Origin of the sequence: Mesorhizobium sp. BR115XR7A (assembly GCF_020165315.1) — a bacterium.
Lineage (GTDB): Bacteria > Pseudomonadota > Alphaproteobacteria > Rhizobiales > Rhizobiaceae > Mesorhizobium > Mesorhizobium australicum.
In genome coordinates, this window is record NZ_JAIUHW010000006.1 from 200,702 (window position 1) to 216,540 (window position 15,839).

18 protein-coding genes are annotated in these 15,839 nt (G+C 63.4%); 6 read left to right on the plus strand and 12 right to left on the minus strand.

Annotated elements, in window-relative coordinates; all coding sequences use genetic code 11:
• Positions 1-38: 38 nt before the first annotated feature.
• The 4 genes from LB557_RS15115 to LB557_RS15130 form a co-directional block, all read right to left on the minus strand.
• Positions 39-1,025, minus strand: a complete 987-nt coding sequence (locus tag LB557_RS15115; RefSeq protein ID WP_224641901.1) for a Gfo/Idh/MocA family protein — start codon at positions 1,023-1,025, stop codon at positions 39-41.
• Between the two features lie 124 nt (positions 1,026-1,149).
• Entirely contained in the window at positions 1,150-1,725 is a 576-nt protein-coding gene (locus tag LB557_RS15120; protein WP_224641899.1) for a YceI family protein, read from the minus strand.
• A 69-nt stretch (positions 1,726-1,794) separates the two neighbouring features.
• Entirely contained in the window at positions 1,795-2,367 is a 573-nt protein-coding gene (locus LB557_RS15125) for a cytochrome b (protein ID WP_224641897.1), read from the minus strand.
• 59 nt (positions 2,368-2,426) lie between these two features.
• A complete protein-coding gene (locus LB557_RS15130) occupies positions 2,427-3,317 on the minus strand; it encodes a LysR family transcriptional regulator (RefSeq protein WP_015314384.1) in 891 nt (296 codons plus the stop codon).
• Positions 3,318-3,413: 96 nt separating this feature from the next.
• On the opposite strand from LB557_RS15130, the gene LB557_RS15135 reads away from it, so the two are divergent.
• Positions 3,414-4,409, plus strand: coding sequence for an aldo/keto reductase (locus LB557_RS15135; protein WP_140660120.1), 996 nt, complete (start codon positions 3,414-3,416; stop codon positions 4,407-4,409).
• 110 nt (positions 4,410-4,519) lie between these two features.
• Here LB557_RS15135 and LB557_RS15140 read toward each other — a convergent pair whose 3' ends face one another.
• The 7 genes from LB557_RS15140 to infC all read right to left on the minus strand — a co-directional run bounded on the left by LB557_RS15140 (position 4,520) and on the right by infC (position 11,192).
• Positions 4,520-5,122, minus strand: coding sequence for a nucleotidyltransferase family protein (locus LB557_RS15140; RefSeq protein ID WP_224643276.1), 603 nt, complete (start codon positions 5,120-5,122; stop codon positions 4,520-4,522).
• A 38-nt stretch (positions 5,123-5,160) separates the two neighbouring features.
• Positions 5,161-7,569 carry a phenylalanine--tRNA ligase subunit beta gene (pheT, locus tag LB557_RS15145; protein WP_224643275.1) on the minus strand — a complete coding sequence of 803 codons (2,409 nt, stop codon included), beginning with the start codon at positions 7,567-7,569 and terminating at the stop codon, positions 5,161-5,163.
• 43 nt (positions 7,570-7,612) lie between these two features.
• On the minus strand, positions 7,613-8,665 hold the full coding sequence (gene pheS / locus LB557_RS15150) for a phenylalanine--tRNA ligase subunit alpha (RefSeq protein ID WP_224643279.1): 1,053 nt from the start codon (positions 8,663-8,665) through the stop codon (positions 7,613-7,615).
• Between the two features lie 300 nt (positions 8,666-8,965).
• Complete coding sequence (rplT, locus tag LB557_RS15155; RefSeq protein ID WP_006201247.1) at positions 8,966-9,367, minus strand: 50S ribosomal protein L20; 402 nt, start codon at positions 9,365-9,367, stop codon at positions 8,966-8,968.
• 88 nt (positions 9,368-9,455) lie between these two features.
• Positions 9,456-9,659 carry a 50S ribosomal protein L35 gene (gene rpmI / locus LB557_RS15160; protein WP_006201248.1) on the minus strand — a complete coding sequence of 68 codons (204 nt, stop codon included), beginning with the start codon at positions 9,657-9,659 and terminating at the stop codon, positions 9,456-9,458.
• A gap of 185 nt (positions 9,660-9,844) precedes the next feature.
• A complete protein-coding gene (locus LB557_RS15165) occupies positions 9,845-10,492 on the minus strand; it encodes a methyltransferase family protein (RefSeq protein WP_224643274.1) in 648 nt (215 codons plus the stop codon).
• A 163-nt stretch (positions 10,493-10,655) separates the two neighbouring features.
• Positions 10,656-11,192 (minus strand): translation initiation factor IF-3, encoded by a 537-nt coding sequence (gene infC, locus LB557_RS15170; protein WP_023772325.1) that lies wholly within the window; start codon positions 11,190-11,192, stop codon positions 10,656-10,658.
• Between the two features lie 222 nt (positions 11,193-11,414).
• On the opposite strand from infC, the gene LB557_RS15175 reads away from it, so the two are divergent.
• The 4 genes from LB557_RS15175 to LB557_RS15190 all read left to right on the plus strand — a co-directional run bounded on the left by LB557_RS15175 (position 11,415) and on the right by LB557_RS15190 (position 14,803).
• Complete coding sequence (locus LB557_RS15175; protein ID WP_140719148.1) at positions 11,415-12,200, plus strand: alpha/beta hydrolase; 786 nt, start codon at positions 11,415-11,417, stop codon at positions 12,198-12,200.
• A gap of 2 nt (positions 12,201-12,202) precedes the next feature.
• A complete protein-coding gene (locus LB557_RS15180; protein ID WP_224643278.1) occupies positions 12,203-13,345 on the plus strand; it encodes a benzoate/H(+) symporter BenE family transporter in 1,143 nt (380 codons plus the stop codon).
• A gap of 117 nt (positions 13,346-13,462) precedes the next feature.
• On the plus strand, positions 13,463-13,945 hold the full coding sequence (locus tag LB557_RS15185) for a DUF2852 domain-containing protein (protein WP_127873324.1): 483 nt from the start codon (positions 13,463-13,465) through the stop codon (positions 13,943-13,945).
• A 99-nt stretch (positions 13,946-14,044) separates the two neighbouring features.
• Positions 14,045-14,803 (plus strand): M48 family metallopeptidase, encoded by a 759-nt coding sequence (locus LB557_RS15190; RefSeq protein ID WP_140660116.1) that lies wholly within the window; start codon positions 14,045-14,047, stop codon positions 14,801-14,803.
• A gap of 6 nt (positions 14,804-14,809) precedes the next feature.
• Here the strand turns inward: LB557_RS15190 and LB557_RS15195 are convergent, their stop codons facing one another.
• Entirely contained in the window at positions 14,810-15,028 is a 219-nt protein-coding gene (locus tag LB557_RS15195) for a hypothetical protein (RefSeq protein WP_041163587.1), read from the minus strand.
• A 113-nt stretch (positions 15,029-15,141) separates the two neighbouring features.
• Here LB557_RS15195 and LB557_RS15200 point away from each other — a divergent pair, with 113 nt between their 5' ends.
• Positions 15,142-15,801, plus strand: a complete 660-nt coding sequence (locus LB557_RS15200; protein WP_224643273.1) for a phosphoribosylanthranilate isomerase — start codon at positions 15,142-15,144, stop codon at positions 15,799-15,801.
• The last annotated feature ends 38 nt before the right edge of the window (positions 15,802-15,839 follow it).

Below are 15,839 nucleotides of genomic sequence, written 5' to 3' on the forward strand. Positions count from 1 at the left end.
TTTCCTCCCCAGGATTAGCCGTCTATGTAGTACGGGTTTCAGACGGTCTCCCAGCCGCCTGTGTCGCCGGCGCGGAAGATGGCGTCGATGACTTTCTGGTTGAGCACGGATTCTTCCAGCGTGAAGACGCGCTCCTTGCCGCCAAGAGCTGCCCGCGCGAAGGTCTCGACCTCGAGCCTGTATTGCTGCGTGCCGGGGAAGCGGAACACCTGCGCCTCGGTGTGGTTCTGGTTGTGCAGTTCGACGCGGTGATGGTCGTAGAGCCCGGCATTGAAGGGCGAGAACAGTTCGATGAAACCCTTCTCGCCGTGGAACACCATCACCTGCCGCGCCGCCATCTGCGTCGACAGGTAGAATGACAGTTCGAAATCGCCGAAATCGGCGCGGATCGACGAATAGATGTCGGTGCCGAATGTCTTGTCGCGCTCGATCGTCGCCTGTACGCGCAGTGGCTCCTTTCCGGTCGAGAAGCGCGTCGACACGGTCGGGTAGACGCCGATGTCGGGCAGCGCGCCGCCGCCGAGATCGAGCTTGTTGCGCATGTTGTTGGGGTCGACATTGTAGTAGGAAAACGCGCCCTGCACATGGCGCAGCCGGCCGATGGCGCCGCTGGCGATGAGATCACGCACCTTGATCCACTGCGGGTGGTAGATGACCATGAAGGCTTCGCAGACCAGCACCTTCTTCTGGTCGCGCAGCTTGATCAGCGGCGCGATGTCCTTGGCATCGAGTGCCAGCGGCTTTTCGACCAGCACATGCTTGCCCGCTTCGATGGCTTTTGCAGTCCATTCGACATGCTGCGAGGTCGGCAACGGGATGTAGACGCCATCGACCTCGTTGGAAGCGAGCAACTCCTCATAGGAGCCGAAGGCATGGCGCGCGCCAAAGCGGTCGCCCAATGCCTTGGCCTTCGCTAGGTCGCGGCTGGCGATCGCCGACAGCACGCCGTTCTCCGCTTCGACGATTGCCGGCAACAGCTGCTCGCGGCCGATCTTGGCCGTCGACAACACACCCCATCGGAACATCACGCTTCTCCCTATAGATTACAGGCAAGGAGGTTTGCCTGAAATCGCTGGAAAAGCCAATGCAGGTCGCTAGGTTCCTCGCCCCACGAAAGCGGGCAAGGAACCCAGGCACCTCAGCCGCGCGCTAGCCCCTTTTCCCGGTCAGCGTCATGTCGAAATCGACGACGTTGGAATAGAGCGGCGTGCCGACATCCATGCCGTAGCGCGAGCGCAGCACCTTGCCGGTGACATGGAATTTGATCGTCCCGCCCTTCAACCCGTCGAGCTCGGCGGTGAATTTTTCCGGAAACGTCTTGCCGCGCGCCGTCAGCCTGCCGGTGACAAGGGCCGACGTGTCGCCGGTGCGGGTCACGCTGGTCGAGCGGAACTGGATTTCGGGACTGTTGGCCGCGTCGAACACCGCGTCGGAGCGCAGGAACGCATCGATGCGGCCTTGGCCGGTGCCCACACTTTCCGGATAGATGGTGAGGTCGACCTTCGAGCGGCCGACGTCCTTGTTGTCGATGCGGATCGTTCCCTTGAAACGGGCAAAGGCACCATCGAACCCGCCGCCGCCGGCCTTGCCGATGGTGAAGCGGATCGAGGAGCCAGCCTGGCTGATCGTATAGCTGCCGGCGGCATCGCCGAGCACGACCGCCGCATAAACAGGCATGGCAAGGCAGGCGGCGGCAGCCGCCAATCCGAGGATTCGCGCACGCATTGGGTTGTTCCTTGTTAGGAGGCAGCGCTCTCTGGCGTCCTCACCCCACAAACGAGACCAAGGCGCGTTCTATTCCCCGGCTGACGAAGGCGTGATCATACGCGTGAGCACCCCGTCGCGAAGCAGGAAATGGTGGCGCAGGGCAGCCGCGACATGCAGGGCGACAAGCGCCGCGCCGGCATAGGCGAGATACCAGTGTGCCGACGTCCAAAAGCTTTCGGCGGCATCGGATTCGGCGAGCGGCAGGTTCGGCATGACGAACAGGTTGAACGGCATGCTGGGAATCTCCAGCGTCGAGACCGACACCAGCGCCCAGCCTGACAGGGGCAGGGCGATCTGGAAGGCATAGAGCGCCAGATGCGCCAGCGGCGCCGAGCGGCGCTCCAGGGCGCCGACAGAAGGCGGCAAGGGCGGTGCCGCATTGCCGAGCCGCCAGGCTATACGCAGGATGATGAGCCCCAGCAGCAGGAAGCCCAGGGATTTGTGCAGCTGGATCAATTCGAAGGCCGTGCGTTGGCTCGGGGTCCTGACCATGACGAAGCCGAGCATGAACTGGCCGATGAAGATAATCCCGATCAGCCAGTGGAGGACGATGGTTGCCCATCCATAGCGGGTCGCGGTGTTGGTGATTGAAGCCTGCATGCGAGGCGAACGTTGGCGCGGCCAGCTTTCTTCCCCTTGCCGACGAGGAGGAGAGTTGCCTACCCACCCACCTTGAAGAAATCGACGAAAGCCCTCAGCGCCGGCCGCATCTGGCGGCGGCTCGGGTAATAGACGAAGAATCCCTGGAAGGGTGGGCACCAGTCCTCCAGCACGCGGATCAGCCGTCCATCGGCGAGCGGCGCGCGGACATAGTCCTCGAAAACGAAGGCGAGCCCGGCGCCGTCGACCGCGGCCTGGGCGATCAGATGGTCCTCGTCGAGGATCAGCGGCCCTTGCACAGCCATTTCGACCTCCTCGCCGTCCTTTTCGAATTCCCAGCGGTAGAGGATGCCGCTGGAGAAGCGGAAGCGGATGCAGCGATGCTCGGCGAGGTCGCGCGGGTGGCGCGGCCGGGGCATGGCCTCGAAATAGGATGGCGCGCCCACCACCGCGCCACGAATGTCCGGCCCGATGCGCACGGCGATCATGTCGCGCTGCAGGCTCTCGCCGAGCCTGACACCAGCATCGAAACCGCCTGCCACCACGTCGGTGAAACGATCCTCGATGATGATTTCCAGCACGATGTCGGGATAGGCCGATGCAAAGGCGCTGAGCCGTGGTGTCAGCACCAGATGCGCTGACGTGCGCGGCACGCTGAGCCGCAAGTTCCCGGCGGGCCGGTCGCGCGCCTCGACGGCCGTCTCCAGCGCCAGGTCGATCTCGGAAAGCGCCGGGCGCAATCGCTCCAGCAATTGTGCGCCTTCCTCGGTCGGAGCGACACTGCGTGTGCTGCGCGCCAAAAGGCGCACGCCAAGCCGTGCCTCCAGGCTGGAGACCGCGTGGCTCACCGCGGAGGGAGCTATCGCCAGTTCCCTGGCCGCGCCGCGAAAACTGCCGCATTGGGCAACGGTTGCCAGCACCGCGAGCTGTGAGAGATGTGCTCGATTCATTGATCTATTTCATGGAACGACCCGTACGAAGAAGAGCCGATTATCGAACGTGCTGCAAGGCGTTATTTCCTAGGCATCACAACAAGGAGATGCGTGATGAAAACCCGCAAGCTAGGAACTGAACTCGAAGTCTATCCGGTCGGCCTCGGTTGCATGGGCATGAGCTTTGCCTATGGCGGCCAGCCGGAAGCCGAGGCGATCGCCACCTTGCACCGCGCCGTCGAGATAGGTGTCAACTTCTTCGACACGGCCGAGGTCTACGGCCCCTACGAGAACGAGATCCTGCTGGGCAAAGCGCTGAAATCGGTTCGCGATAAGGTGACGATCGCGACCAAATTCGGCTTCAAGATCCTGGAGGAAGGCACCGGCATGGATCGCATGGCCGGTGTGGACAGCCGTCCCGAGCACGTCAAGGCCGTCGCCGAGGCGTCGCTGAAGCGGCTCGGCACCGATGTCATCGACCTCTACTACCAGCACCGCGTCGACCCGGACGTGCCGATCGAGGATACGGTCGGCGCCATGGCCGAGCTGGTGCGCGAGGGCAAGGTGCGGGCGCTTGGCCTGTCGGAGGCAAGTGCCGCCACCATCCGCCGGGCACACGCAGTGCACCCGATATCAGCAGTGCAGAGCGAATACTCGCTGTGGAGCCGCGACCCGGAAGACGAGACATTCGCCGTCTGCCGCGAGTTGGGCATTGGCTTCGTGCCCTACAGCCCGCTCGGCCGCGGCCTGCTCACCGGCACCATCGCGAGGCCGGAGACCCTGAGCGACGACGATTGGCGCCGCACCTTGCCGCGCTTCCAGGCCGACGCCATGGAAGCCAATGCCAAGGTGATCGCCACGCTGGAAAGGATGGCGATGGAGAAGGGCGTCACCTCGGCGCAGCTGGCGCTGGCCTGGGTGCTGCACCAGGGCGACTTCATCGTGCCGATCCCGGGTGCGCGAAAAATCCGCCATTTGGAGCAGAATACGGCGGCGGCTGACATCGTGCTCAGCGCGGCAGAGGTCGCGGCGATCGGCGATGCGCTGTCGCCCGACAAGGTTATGGGCAAGCGCTATACGGAGGAGTTGCTGGCGCTGGTGAATGGGTGAAGGTGGAAAAGGGCGCGCCCTTTTGTGCAGCGAATTAAAGGGCGTTGGCGCGAGGCACCCCCCTCTGTGACAGAGGGGGATGCCTCGCGCCAACCTGAAACTCTGTTAGCTCACCACGGCACCACCGTAATCTCCGGCCAATACGCCCGCGCTCGCGCGCCCTTCTCCTCATGCGTCTTCCGGTTATCCATCAGCCGGCTGGGCGTAATTCGAAACGAAAAAAGGTCGTCGAGCCCGAACGGCGCCACGAGGTCCAGCTGCCCGTCGGCGTCGTAGCGCACCCCCACCGCATGCGTCTTCGAGGCAAAATAGCTGACGGATTGGCTGGCACTCGCATAGCGCGGGCACGGCTGCCTGAACTTTTCCGGATACCACAGGTGCACGCGCGCCTGGTTGCGTACTTCCACCGGCAGCGGCAGTCCTTCGAAATGCCTGGCGGCCCGTTGGATCACCGCGTCTTCGGCCTCGTAGGACAGGTCGGAGTCGTCGAAATAAAACAGGTCGACATCCCTGATGCCGTAGCCCGATGGCTTGCCGGTCAGGTGGTTCCAGACGCTATTGTAAAGCGCGCCGGAAACCACCAGCCAATCCGGCAGCGCAAGCGCGCGCACCCTCGCCAGCGTTTCGGCAAGCAGCGGGTCAGCCGCGACGATGTCGAGAAAAGCCGTACGCTGTTTCTCGAAGGAGAGCCCAGAATAGCGCAGATGGTCCATCGCCCTTTGGAGAGCGATTCGTCATCCGCTCGCAAGTCTCAGCCGCGCAGCACGCCGCCCGTCTGCTTGCCGACATTCTCGACGATGCGCTTGGCCAGCGCCTCGAAATCCTCGTCGGTCAACGTCTTCTCGACCGGCTGGATCGAGACTTCGATGGCGATCGACTTCTTGCCTTCGCCCAGCGACGCACCTTCGAACACGTCGAAGACCGAGACAGCCGTGATCAGCTTCTTGTCGGCGGCAAGCGCGGCACGTACCAGCGTGCCGGCCTCGACTCCCTTGTCGACGACGAAGGCGAAGTCGCGCTTCACCGCCTGGAAAGCGGACAGGTCCAGCCTGGGCTTGGTCTTGGTCGGCTTGGCCTTCGGCTCGGGCACGGCATCGACGAACACCTCGAAGCCGCAGAGCGGCCCCGAGACATCGAGCCCTTCCAGCGTCTTCGGATGGAACTCGCCGAACGTGCCGAGCACGGTCTTCGGGCCAAGCTTGATCGTTCCGGAACGGCCGGGATGGTACCAGGCGGGTCCGCCGGCCTCGATCTGCAGCCGGTCGACCGGTGCGCCACAGGCTTCGAGTGCGGCGATCGCATCCGCCTTGGCGTCGAACACGCCGACCGGGCCCGAATTGCCGGCCCAGTTGCGGCCGGAGCCGTCGAGCTTTGCCGTGCCGCGACGCACGCCGGCGGCGACGCGCCGCTGCTGGTCGGCGCCGTCGCCCTCATAGGTGCCCGAGACCTCGAACAGCGCCACGTCGCCGATGCCCTTGTCGGCGTTGCGCTGCGCGGCCGAAATCAGCCCCGGCAGCAGCGAGGGCCGCATGTCGGACATGTCGGCGGCGATTGGGTTGGCAAGCTTCAGCGCCGTCTGGCCGCCGCCGAACAGTTCGGCGTGTTTGGCCGGGATGAACGACCAGGTAACGGCCTCCATCATGCCGCGCACGGCAAGCGAACGCTTGGCGGCACGGGTGCGGATCTGCAGCGTGGTCAGGATCTTGCCGTTGACCACGTCATGCGCGCCGAGCGGCTGCGGCGCGATGTTGTCGACGCCATGGATGCGCATGACCTCCTCGACCAGATCGGCCTTGCCTTCGACATCGGGCCGCCAGGACGGCACGGTCACGTCGACGACGTCGCCCGATCCCTGCGCGTGGAAGCCGAGACGCGACAGGATGTCGAGGCTCTCCGCCTTTGGCACCTCGATACCGGTCAGCCGTTTCACTTCCGACAGCGGAAGCGTCACGATCTTCGGCTGATGCCCGGCATAGCCGGCCACCTCGGCCTCGGTCGGCGTGCCGCCGCAGAAATCGATCACCAGCTTGGTCGCCAGTTCGATGCCCGGCACCATGAATTCAGGGTCGACACCGCGCTCGAAACGGTAGCGCGCGTCGGTGATGATGCCGAGCGTGCGGCCGGTGCGGGCCGTGGTGATCGGGTCCCAAAGAGCGGATTCGATCAGCACGTCCGTCGTGTTCTCGTCACAGCCGGAGTGTTCGCCACCCATGATGCCGGCAATGGACTCGACGCCATTGTCGTCCGCGATGACACACATCTCCGGCGTCAGCGTGTATTCGCGCCCGTCGAGCGCCTGCACCTTTTCGCCATTCTTGGCGCGGCGCACCACGAGGTTGCCGGCGACCTTGGCGGCATCGAAGACATGCAGCGGCCGTCCGCGGTCGAAGGTGACGTAATTGGTGATGTCGACCAGCGCGCTGATCGGCCTCAGCCCAATGGCGATCAGCCGCTGCTGGAGCCATTTCGGCGAGGGTCCGTTCTTGACATCCTTGACCAGCCTGAGGGCGAAGCCGGGGCAAAGCTCCGGCGCTTCGATCGTCACCTTCACCGGGCACATGCCGTTGCCGACATGCGGCATGATCGCCCCGCCGACGAGGCGGCCAAGCCCGCTCGCCGCCAGATCCCGGGCGATGCCGTAGACGCTGGTGGCGTCGGGCCGGTTCGGCGTCAGATTGATCTCGATGACCGGATCGTCGAGATGCGCATAGGACGCAAAGCTGGTGCCGACCGGCGCATCCTCGGGCAGGTCGATGATGCCATTATGCTCGTCGGACAGTTCCAGCTCGCGCTCCGAACACATCATGCCATGGCTTTCGACGCCACGGATCTTGCCGACAGTCAGCGTCACGTCGATGCCGGGCACATAGGTGCCGGGCGCGGCGAAGGCGCCGATCAGGCCGGCGCGGGCGTTCGGCGCGCCGCAGACGACCTGCACCGGCGGCTTGCCGTCGCCGGTATCGACGGTCAGCACCCGCAGCCGGTCGGCGTCGGGATGCTGCACCGCCGTCAGCACCTTGGCGATGACGAAGGGTTTCAACTCCGCCTTATCGTCGACATGCTCGACCTCGAGGCCGATCGAGGTCAGCCGCTCGACGATTTCGGCCAGCGTGGCGTCGGTTTCAAGGTGATCCTTGAGCCAGGAGAGGGTGAATTTCATTGGGCTGTTCCGTGGTAGCTGGCAGCAGAAGTCTTCAGGGCCGTCACGCGCTCAGGCCTCCGAACAGCGTCGGCATGTCGAGCGGCCGGAAGCCGTAATGCGACAGCCAGCGCACATCCGCGTCGAAGAAGGCGCGCAGGTCGGGCATGCCATATTTCAGCATGGCGATGCGGTCGATGCCCATGCCCCAGGCAAAGCCCTGGTACTCGTCGGGATCGAGTCCGCCGGCCCTGAGCACATTGGGGTGCACCATGCCGCAGCCCAGGATCTCCATCCAGTCGGAGCCTTCGCCGAAGCGCACTTCGCCGGGCCTGGAGCGGTCGCACTGGATATCGACCTCGAGGCTTGGCTCAGTGAACGGGAAGAAGGACGGGCGAAAGCGCATCTTGACCTGCGGCACTTCGAAGAAGGCCTTGCAGAACTCTTCCAGCACCCACTTCATGTTGGCGACGTTGGCCGATTTATCGATCACCAGCCCCTCGACCTGATGGAACATCGGCGAGTGGGTGGCGTCGGAATCCTGGCGATAGGTCTTGCCCGGAATGACGATGCGGATCGGCGGCTTCTGCTTCTCCATGGTGCGGATCTGCACCGGCGAGGTATGAGTGCGCAAAAGCTTGCGCTCGCCCTTCTCGTCCGGCTGGAAGAAGAAGGTGTCGTGCATCTCGCGTGCCGGGTGGCCCTCCGGAAAATTCAGCGCAGTGAAATTATAGTAGTCGGTCTCGATATCGGGTCCTTCGGCGATGGCGAAGCCGAGATCGCCGAAGATCGCGGCGATTTCGTCGATGACCTGGCTGATCGGATGGATGCGGCCGCGCTCGGCCGGCGACTGTCGCACCGGCAGCGTCACGTCGACCTTCTCAGCCGCCAGACGGGCGGCGATCGCCACATCCCTGAGTTCAGCCTTGCGGGCCGTCAGCGCCTCGGTGACACGATTTTTCAGGCCATTGATCGCCGGGCCCTTCACCTGCCGTTCCTCGGCGCTCATCGCGCCGAGCGTCTTCAGCATTTCCGAGATTGAGCCCTTCTTGCCAAGCGCCGAGACGCGCACCGCCTCGATCGACGTCTCGTCGGCGGCCGAGGCGATGTCAGCCATCAGGGTATTTTCGAGTGCATCAAGGCCAATGGTTGCGTCGTTCACGATCAAACTCGCTGCGTTGGAAGTCGGCTTAAGTGAAAGTCACTTTAAAAGTGAAATTTCAGGCAGAGACAAAAGAACCCGCGCCAGCCGTGCCAGCGCGGGTTCCCCAAATCAGAATTTCGAATGCTTGGGAAGCGCTGGGCTCGGAGCCCGATCCCGAAAAGTTGCAGACTTTTCGGAAAAGATCGCGCTCCCCGCTAATTTCCCTGGAGCATGATGTTGTCCAAAAAGTCAGAAACTTTTTGGCATCATGCTCTAGGCGACAGCGCTTTCAAAAGCATTCGGAGTGGTGTTCTTGAGGTACTCAAGAGCAACCTTGGCCTTGGCCACCAGGGCGGCGAAAGCCTGCGGCTCGTGGATGGCCATGTCGGACAGGATCTTGCGATCGATCTCGATGCCGGCCTTGTTCAAACCGTCGATGAAGCGGCCATAGGTCAGGCCATGCTCGTGCGTCGCGGCGTTGATGCGCTGGATCCACAGCGCGCGGAACGAGCGCTTGCGGTTCTTGCGGTCGCGGTAAGCGTACTGCAGCGACTTTTCCACCGCCTGCTTGGCGATGCGGATGGTGTTCTTGCGGCGGCCGTAGAAGCCTTTCGCGGCTTTCAGGACCTTCTTGTGCTTGGCGTGCGAGGTGACGCCTCTCTTTACGCGTGCCATGTCATGATCTCCTTAAAAGCAATTCCAGGTGCCTGGCGGCGTTCCGTTCGAAATTGCGTAAAACTGATGCGTGTCCGGACCGAATGCCTTAGAGGCCGTTCGGCAGAAAATTCTTGATGACCTTCTTGCCATCCGGTTCAGCCAGAACCATCGTGCCGCGGGCATTTCGAATGAACTTGTTGGAACGCTTGATCATGCCGTGACGCTTGCCGGCCGCAGCCGACAGGACTTTACCCGTACCTGTGATCTTGAACCGCTTCTTGGCGGCCGATTTGGTCTTCATCTTGGGCATTTTGCTACTCCGTATTGTTGGCGCACGATCGCGCTTCTTGTTCGCTCCGGGCCGACCAAAGCCCGAAAAGCAAATGAAACCGCCACGGCATGCCCTGCCGGGCGGTTTTCTTGGAACGGCGGTGCTATAGATCAAAGATGGCGCGGGCGCAACACCCTCAGCACCGTGCGACGCACTGTCCCCGGTCAGGGCAGCCTAAACCAGACCGGCAGCATGCCCGACAACTGCGCGCCGTCGATCAGTTCGAAAGCCGGCAGCGCGATCAGGAACACCAGCCCGTCGAGCAGTGTGGTCAAAAGCAGGCTCGGCCTGAAGCTGCCGGTGTCGCCTTCCTGGTAGAGCGAAAGCTTGGGGACGAAGCGCGGCACGCGTGCCAGATAGTCGGCATAGGGTGCACCGAGCGCCTCCTTGAGGAACTTCTCCTCGCGCAGGATGACGATATGGAAGGCACCGGCGCACAGAACCGCGAAAAGAATGATGCCGGAGAACGAGCCGATCTGCGCGCCGACGCCGGCGGCGGCCACGGTCGAGAACACGTAGAGCGGGTTGCGGGTGATCGAGTAGGGGCCGCCGGTCACCACCTCGGAGGATTTGCGCCCGCCTATATAGAGCGTCGCCCAGAGGCGCCCGACGATGCCGAGGAAAATCAAGAGCACGCCGAACATCTCGATCGTTTCGTGCACCGGCGTGTCCGGCGGGAAGGTCGACTGGCCGAACAGCAGCGCCAGAAACAGCACCACCACGAGCACGGCAAGCACCAGCCGGCGCATCTGCTGGTAGTTGCCCAGCCCGTGTTTGACGTCCTTGACGTCCGAAACCTTGTCGTTGGCCATGCGGGAATCCGATCGTCGAAGAGCTTTGCCGGCGATCGCAGCTTTGAGCTAAGAAATAAGGCGTCCCGCCGATCGCCGGGACGCCCTGTAGCACAATTCAGGCGGATTTAGAGCGCGATGTCCGGGCCTGACGTCATCGTGATCCAAGTGCGTTCCGCAAACCTTAGCGCGGCGCCAACACCATCATCATCTGGCGGCCTTCGAGCTTCGGCTCGGCTTCCACCTTGGCGATGGTCGCCACCTCCTCGCGCACCTTGTTCAGAAGCTGCATGCCGAGTTCCATATGCGCCATCTCGCGGCCGCGGAAGCGCAGCGTCAGCTTGACCTTGTCGCCTTCCTCGAAGAAGCGGCGCACCGCCTTCATCTTGGTTTCGTAGTCATGGCTGTCGATGTTCGGGCGCATCTTGATCTCCTTGATCTCGATGACCTTCTGGTTCTTGCGCGCCTCGGCCGCCTTCTTCTGGTTGGCGTATTTCAACTTGCCGAGATCGAGGATTTTTACGACGGGGGGGACCGCGTTGGGCGATATTTCGACGAGATCGAGCCCGGCCTCTTCGGCGAGCAGCAATGCGTCGTTGATGGAAATATCGCCGCGATTCTGGCCGTCGGCGTCGATAAGCTGGACCCGGGGAACCCGGATGTCACGATTGGAGCGCGGCCCATCCTTGGTCGGCGCCGCTGCTTTGAAAGGTCTGCGAATGGTCGTGGTCTCCTTGGCCGTTTCGTTCGGGATTTGTCGGTCTTGATACGTGGACGCGCCAATGTGGTGAGCGCGCGGGCGGAGTCAATAGCACAGCATTGACAGAAAATCACCCTGATCGCTGGCCTGCACCAAACAAAGAAACAGCGCGAGTACTTTTCGCCACGCCTCCGGCTGTGCCACAAGGACCGCGTGCCAAAAGACGGGCCTGAGGAAAAAACCATGATCGCCACGCCCCCATCCTCTCTGGCTCCAACTTTTCTGGATGTCGACGGATCTGATATCGCGGTGCGCCATTCAGCCGGCTCGACGCCCGGCATCGTCTGGCTCGGCGGCTACAAGTCGGACATGCTGGGCACGAAGGCCGAGACGCTGTCGGACTGGGCGGCACGGGAAGGCCGGGCCTTCCTGCGGCACGACTATTCCGGCCATGGCGAATCCGGTGGCGCCTTCGCCGACGGCACGATCTCGAAATGGCTTGCGCAAAGCCTTGCCGTCTTCCGGCATTTCGCCAAAGGCGATCAGATCCTGGTCGGTTCGTCGATGGGCGCCTGGATCGCGCTGCGCATGGTGCAGGAATTGCGCAAGGCGGGCGACGCAAACGTCGTCGGCCTGGTGCTGCTGGCCCCGGCGCCGGATTTTACCAGCGACCTGATCGAGCCGGTGCTGACCAAGCCACAGAAGCGCGATCTCGCCGAAAAGGGCTTCTTCGCGGAACCCTCGGATTATTCCCCCGAGCCTTACGTCTACACCCGCGCCCTGATCGAGGATGGGCGCGATAACCGGGTGATGACCGGGCCGATCGACACGCATTGCCCGGTTCACATCCTGCAGGGACTGGCCGACGCCGACGTGCCGTCGAGCCATGCCTTGAGGCTGGTCAGCCTGCTGCCGGCCGACGATGTCACGCTGTCGCTGATCCCTGACGGCGACCACCGCCTGTCGCGGCCGCAGGATCTCGACATGCTGGTGCGGGCGGTCGGCGATATGGCCAGGCGAGGCCAGTGACGATGCGCCTGTCCATCCCGATCTCCGCCTTCGTCGCGGCCATCGTCGGTTTCGGCGGCACGCTGGCCATCGTCATTGCCGCCGCCAAGGCGGTCGGCGCGACGCAGGTCGAGACGGCAAGCGGTGTGACGGCGATCTGCCTGGCCATGACCGTCGAGTGCCTGTGGCTGTCATGGCGCACGAAAATGCCTGTCATCACCGCCTGGTCGACGCCAGGCCTTGCACTGGTCGCCGCCTCGAGCGGCTTCTCGATGGGCGAGGCCGTCGGCGCCTATATCGTCACGGGCGTGCTGCTGGTCGCTACCGGCCTGTTTGGGCCGCTGACCCGGCTGATATCGAGAATACCGGCTTCGGTCGCCTCCGGCATGCTGGCCGGCATCGTCGTCACCTTCGCCATCAATGCCATGAAGGCCATCCCGGCGGACCCTTGGCTCATCCTGCCGCTGATCACGGCATTCTTCGTCATCCGGCTGTTCAATCCGGCGCTGTCGGTGCTGGCGGTGCTGGTTGGCGGTGGCCTTGCCGCCTTCCTTACGGGCCGTGTCGGCGGCCTGCCCGCGCCCGAACTGTCGACACTGACGTTTATCGCTCCCCATTTCACCGCCAAGGCGATCATCGGCCTGGCGCTGCCGCTCTACCTCGTCACCATGGCTTCGCAGAACCTGTCGGGGCTGGCGGTACTGCGGGCGGCCGGCTACCACCCTGAACCTGGCCCGCTGATCGGCGTCACCGGCCTGTTTTCGCTCCTGTCGGCACCATTCGGTGCCGGAACCACCAATCTGGCCGCGATCTCGGCGGCCATCTGCACCGGCCCTGACGTCCATCCCGATCCCGCCGAGCGCTGGAAGACCGGGCCGTTCTACGCGCTTGCCTATCTCGTCTTCGCAATTTTCGGCGCTTCGCTGGTGGCGATCTTCGCCGTCCTGCCGCAGAGCCTGATCGTGCTGGTGGCGGGACTTGCGCTGATGGGGTCGCTCGCCAACGCGCTGGCGATCGCGCTGAAGGACGAGAGCGAGCGCATGGCCGCAACCGTCACCTTCGTCGTGACCGCCTCCGGGCTGACGCTGTTCGGTGTCGGCGCCGCATTCTGGGGCCTGATCGCCGGGTTGGTCGTGCTTTTCCTCGATATGCTCAAAAAGCGATAATCATTTCAGGCCCTTGTTCGGTTTTGGCGGACATTGTCTTGAATCGCCGTTTTCGCCTTCCCATTTCGATTCCACGCAGCCGGTTCTGGCTGTCTCCAACCGAAGGAATGGGAGAAAATGAACACATCTGCATTGATCCGCCCGGCCTGGACGCCGGCGACCATCGCGTTGATGGTGATCGGTTTCATGGTGTTCTGGCCGCTCGGCTTCGCCATGCTCGCCTACATCATCTGGGGCGACCGGCTCGAGGGCTTCAAGCGTGACGTCAACCGCGCGACCGACGGCATCTTCGCCGGCTGCCGCCGTGGCTCCGACAAGGCCGCGCGCTGGGGCAACGGCTCCGCCCGCACCGGCAACGTCGCTTTCGACGACTGGCGCGAAAAGGAGCTTGAGCGTCTGAACGAAGAGCGCCGCAAGCTCGACGAGATGCTGACGCAGTTCGACGAGTATGCCCGCGAATTGCGCCGCGCCAAGGATCAGGACGAGTTCGACCGGTTCATGGCCAACCGCAACAAGTCGACCGCGCCGGCCAAGACCGATCCGAGCACCGGAACGACCCCCACCAAGCGTGGCAAAGGCTCGAACCTGCTCGACGACTGAAGTCCGGCGACAGGGCCAAGGTATGATGACGGCGTCGCGCGAGCGGCGCCGTTTCTTTTTTGTTCTATTCGTTCTCCTCGAATCGCGTATCGTCCCGCCATGACCATCGGGTTCTTCCGCAATCTGACGAAGCCCAAACCCACGCCTGTGGTGGAGCGGGAATATTGCGTCGCCGGCCGCACGCTGCCGCTCAAGATCGTCGAGAGCGCCAGGGCAAAGCGTCTGACGCTGCGCATCGATTCCGGCGGACAGGGCCTGCGCATAACCGTGCCGCCGGGCCTGCGCCGCGGTGAAGTGGACAGGTTCCTCGACCGCCACCAGGGCTGGCTGGAACAGCGGCTGGCCAAGGTGCCGACACGGCCGCAGGTGCGTCCGGGCATAAAGATTCCGGTACGCGGCGTGGCCCACCGTATCGTACATGAGCCGTCAAAGCGCGGCACTGTCACCATATCGCGCGACGACCGCGGCCCGCTGCTGATCGTGCATGGCGACCGCATCCATCTGCCGCGCCGCATCGCCGATTTTTTGAAACGCGAGGCCAAGAAGGAAATCGAAAAGCTGGTCGTCAAGCACACGGAGGCGCTTGGCAAGCGCGCCAAGGCGATCCGCTACAAGGACACCTCCAGCCGCTGGGGCTCCTGCACTTCGGAAGGCAATCTGTCCTTTTCCTGGCGCATCATGATGGCGCCGCAGCCTGTCATAAACTACCTTGTCGCGCATGAGGTGGCGCATCTCAAGGAGATGAACCACGGGCCGAAATTCTGGAAATTGTGCGAAAAGCTCTGCCCCGACACCGATCGCTGCAAGGATTGGCTGAAGCGCAATGGCGGCGCCCTGCAGGCGATTGTGTTCGAGTAGGGCGCCTCAATCATCATTCGCCGCATTGAGCTCATCCGGCCGCAACCCTTCGTCGCCATGGTGCGGCCAGGGTAGAAAGTTCCGGTCGAAAGCTTCGCCGCCGAAATAATCCAGCGCTCGATGCGCCTCGGCGCCATTGAAGGCGGCTCTGTCCATGAGGTGCGCTATGACCTCGCGCGCCTGCGCGATCTTCTGCTTCAGTTCGGCAACGGTCTGGTCGGCCATGGCTGTGCTCCCGCCTTGCATGCTGTCCAATCCATAGGTAGCGCCTTTGGCCCTGCCGGCAAACAGCATGCTTTTTCTCGACTCTTGGCGCTTTTCGTGCCAATTCCCGCGCCATGGCGCTCGACATCAAGATCTGCGGCTTGAAGACCGACCAGGCAATGGCCGCGGCCCTGGCCGGCGGCGCCAGCCACGTCGGGTTCATTTTCTTTCCAAAAAGCCCGCGTTATGTTGAGCCGGCCGAAGCCGGCCGTCTGCGCGAAGCGGCTCGTGGCAAGGCCTCGGCGATTGCCGTCACTGTCGATGCCAGAGACGCCTTCCTCGACGAAATCGTCGAAAAGCTGCAGCCCGACATGCTGCAGCTGCACGGCTCCGAACCCCCCGAGCGAGTGGCTGAACTGAAAGCCCGCCATGGGCTGCCGGTGATGAAGGCGTTGCCGCTCAGCGAGGCCGCCGATCTCGAACGGATAAAGCCGTTTGTCGGCATCGCCGACCGGTTCCTGTTCGACGCCAAGCCGCCAAAGGGCTCGGAACTGCCGGGCGGCAATGGCGTCGCCTTCGACTGGCGCATTCTCGCCGGCCTTGACGCCGGGATCGATTACATGCTTTCCGGTGGGCTCAACGCCGCCAACATCGGCGATGCCCTTAGGCTGGCCAATCCGCCCGCGATCGACATTTCGTCAGGCGTGGAAAGCGCCCCGGGCGTCAAGGATCCGGCGCTGATCGAACAGTTTTTCCGGGCCGTCAGGGCCGCGCGGGACGACCGCGCTGCCTGAACAAAATTTCGAACCCTGAGCATGTCCCGGAAAAGTGG

Bases quoted from the DNA above. Each gene is read 5' to 3' on its own strand.
- LB557_RS15115 (WP_224641901.1), bottom strand. From the start codon at position 1,025: ATGTTCCGATGGGGTGTGTTGTCGACGGCCAAGATCGGCCGCGAGCAG.
- LB557_RS15120 (WP_224641899.1), bottom strand. From the start codon at position 1,725: ATGCGTGCGCGAATCCTCGGATTGGCGGCTGCCGCCGCCTGCCTTGCC.
- LB557_RS15125 (WP_224641897.1), bottom strand. From the start codon at position 2,367: ATGCAGGCTTCAATCACCAACACCGCGACCCGCTATGGATGGGCAACC.
- LB557_RS15130 (WP_015314384.1), bottom strand. From the start codon at position 3,317: ATGAATCGAGCACATCTCTCACAGCTCGCGGTGCTGGCAACCGTTGCC.
- LB557_RS15135 (WP_140660120.1), top strand. From the start codon at position 3,414: ATGAAAACCCGCAAGCTAGGAACTGAACTCGAAGTCTATCCGGTCGGC.
- LB557_RS15140 (WP_224643276.1), bottom strand. From the start codon at position 5,122: ATGGACCATCTGCGCTATTCTGGGCTCTCCTTCGAGAAACAGCGTACG.
- pheT (WP_224643275.1), bottom strand. From the start codon at position 7,569: ATGAAATTCACCCTCTCCTGGCTCAAGGATCACCTTGAAACCGACGCC.
- pheS (WP_224643279.1), bottom strand. From the start codon at position 8,665: ATGGCTGACATCGCCTCGGCCGCCGACGAGACGTCGATCGAGGCGGTG.
- rplT (WP_006201247.1), bottom strand. From the start codon at position 9,367: ATGGCACGCGTAAAGAGAGGCGTCACCTCGCACGCCAAGCACAAGAAG.
- rpmI (WP_006201248.1), bottom strand. From the start codon at position 9,659: ATGCCCAAGATGAAGACCAAATCGGCCGCCAAGAAGCGGTTCAAGATC.
- LB557_RS15165 (WP_224643274.1), bottom strand. From the start codon at position 10,492: ATGGCCAACGACAAGGTTTCGGACGTCAAGGACGTCAAACACGGGCTG.
- LB557_RS15175 (WP_140719148.1), top strand. From the start codon at position 11,415: ATGATCGCCACGCCCCCATCCTCTCTGGCTCCAACTTTTCTGGATGTC.
- LB557_RS15180 (WP_224643278.1), top strand. From the start codon at position 12,203: ATGCGCCTGTCCATCCCGATCTCCGCCTTCGTCGCGGCCATCGTCGGT.
- LB557_RS15185 (WP_127873324.1), top strand. From the start codon at position 13,463: ATGAACACATCTGCATTGATCCGCCCGGCCTGGACGCCGGCGACCATC.
- LB557_RS15190 (WP_140660116.1), top strand. From the start codon at position 14,045: ATGACCATCGGGTTCTTCCGCAATCTGACGAAGCCCAAACCCACGCCT.
- LB557_RS15195 (WP_041163587.1), bottom strand. From the start codon at position 15,028: ATGGCCGACCAGACCGTTGCCGAACTGAAGCAGAAGATCGCGCAGGCG.
- LB557_RS15200 (WP_224643273.1), top strand. From the start codon at position 15,142: ATGGCGCTCGACATCAAGATCTGCGGCTTGAAGACCGACCAGGCAATG.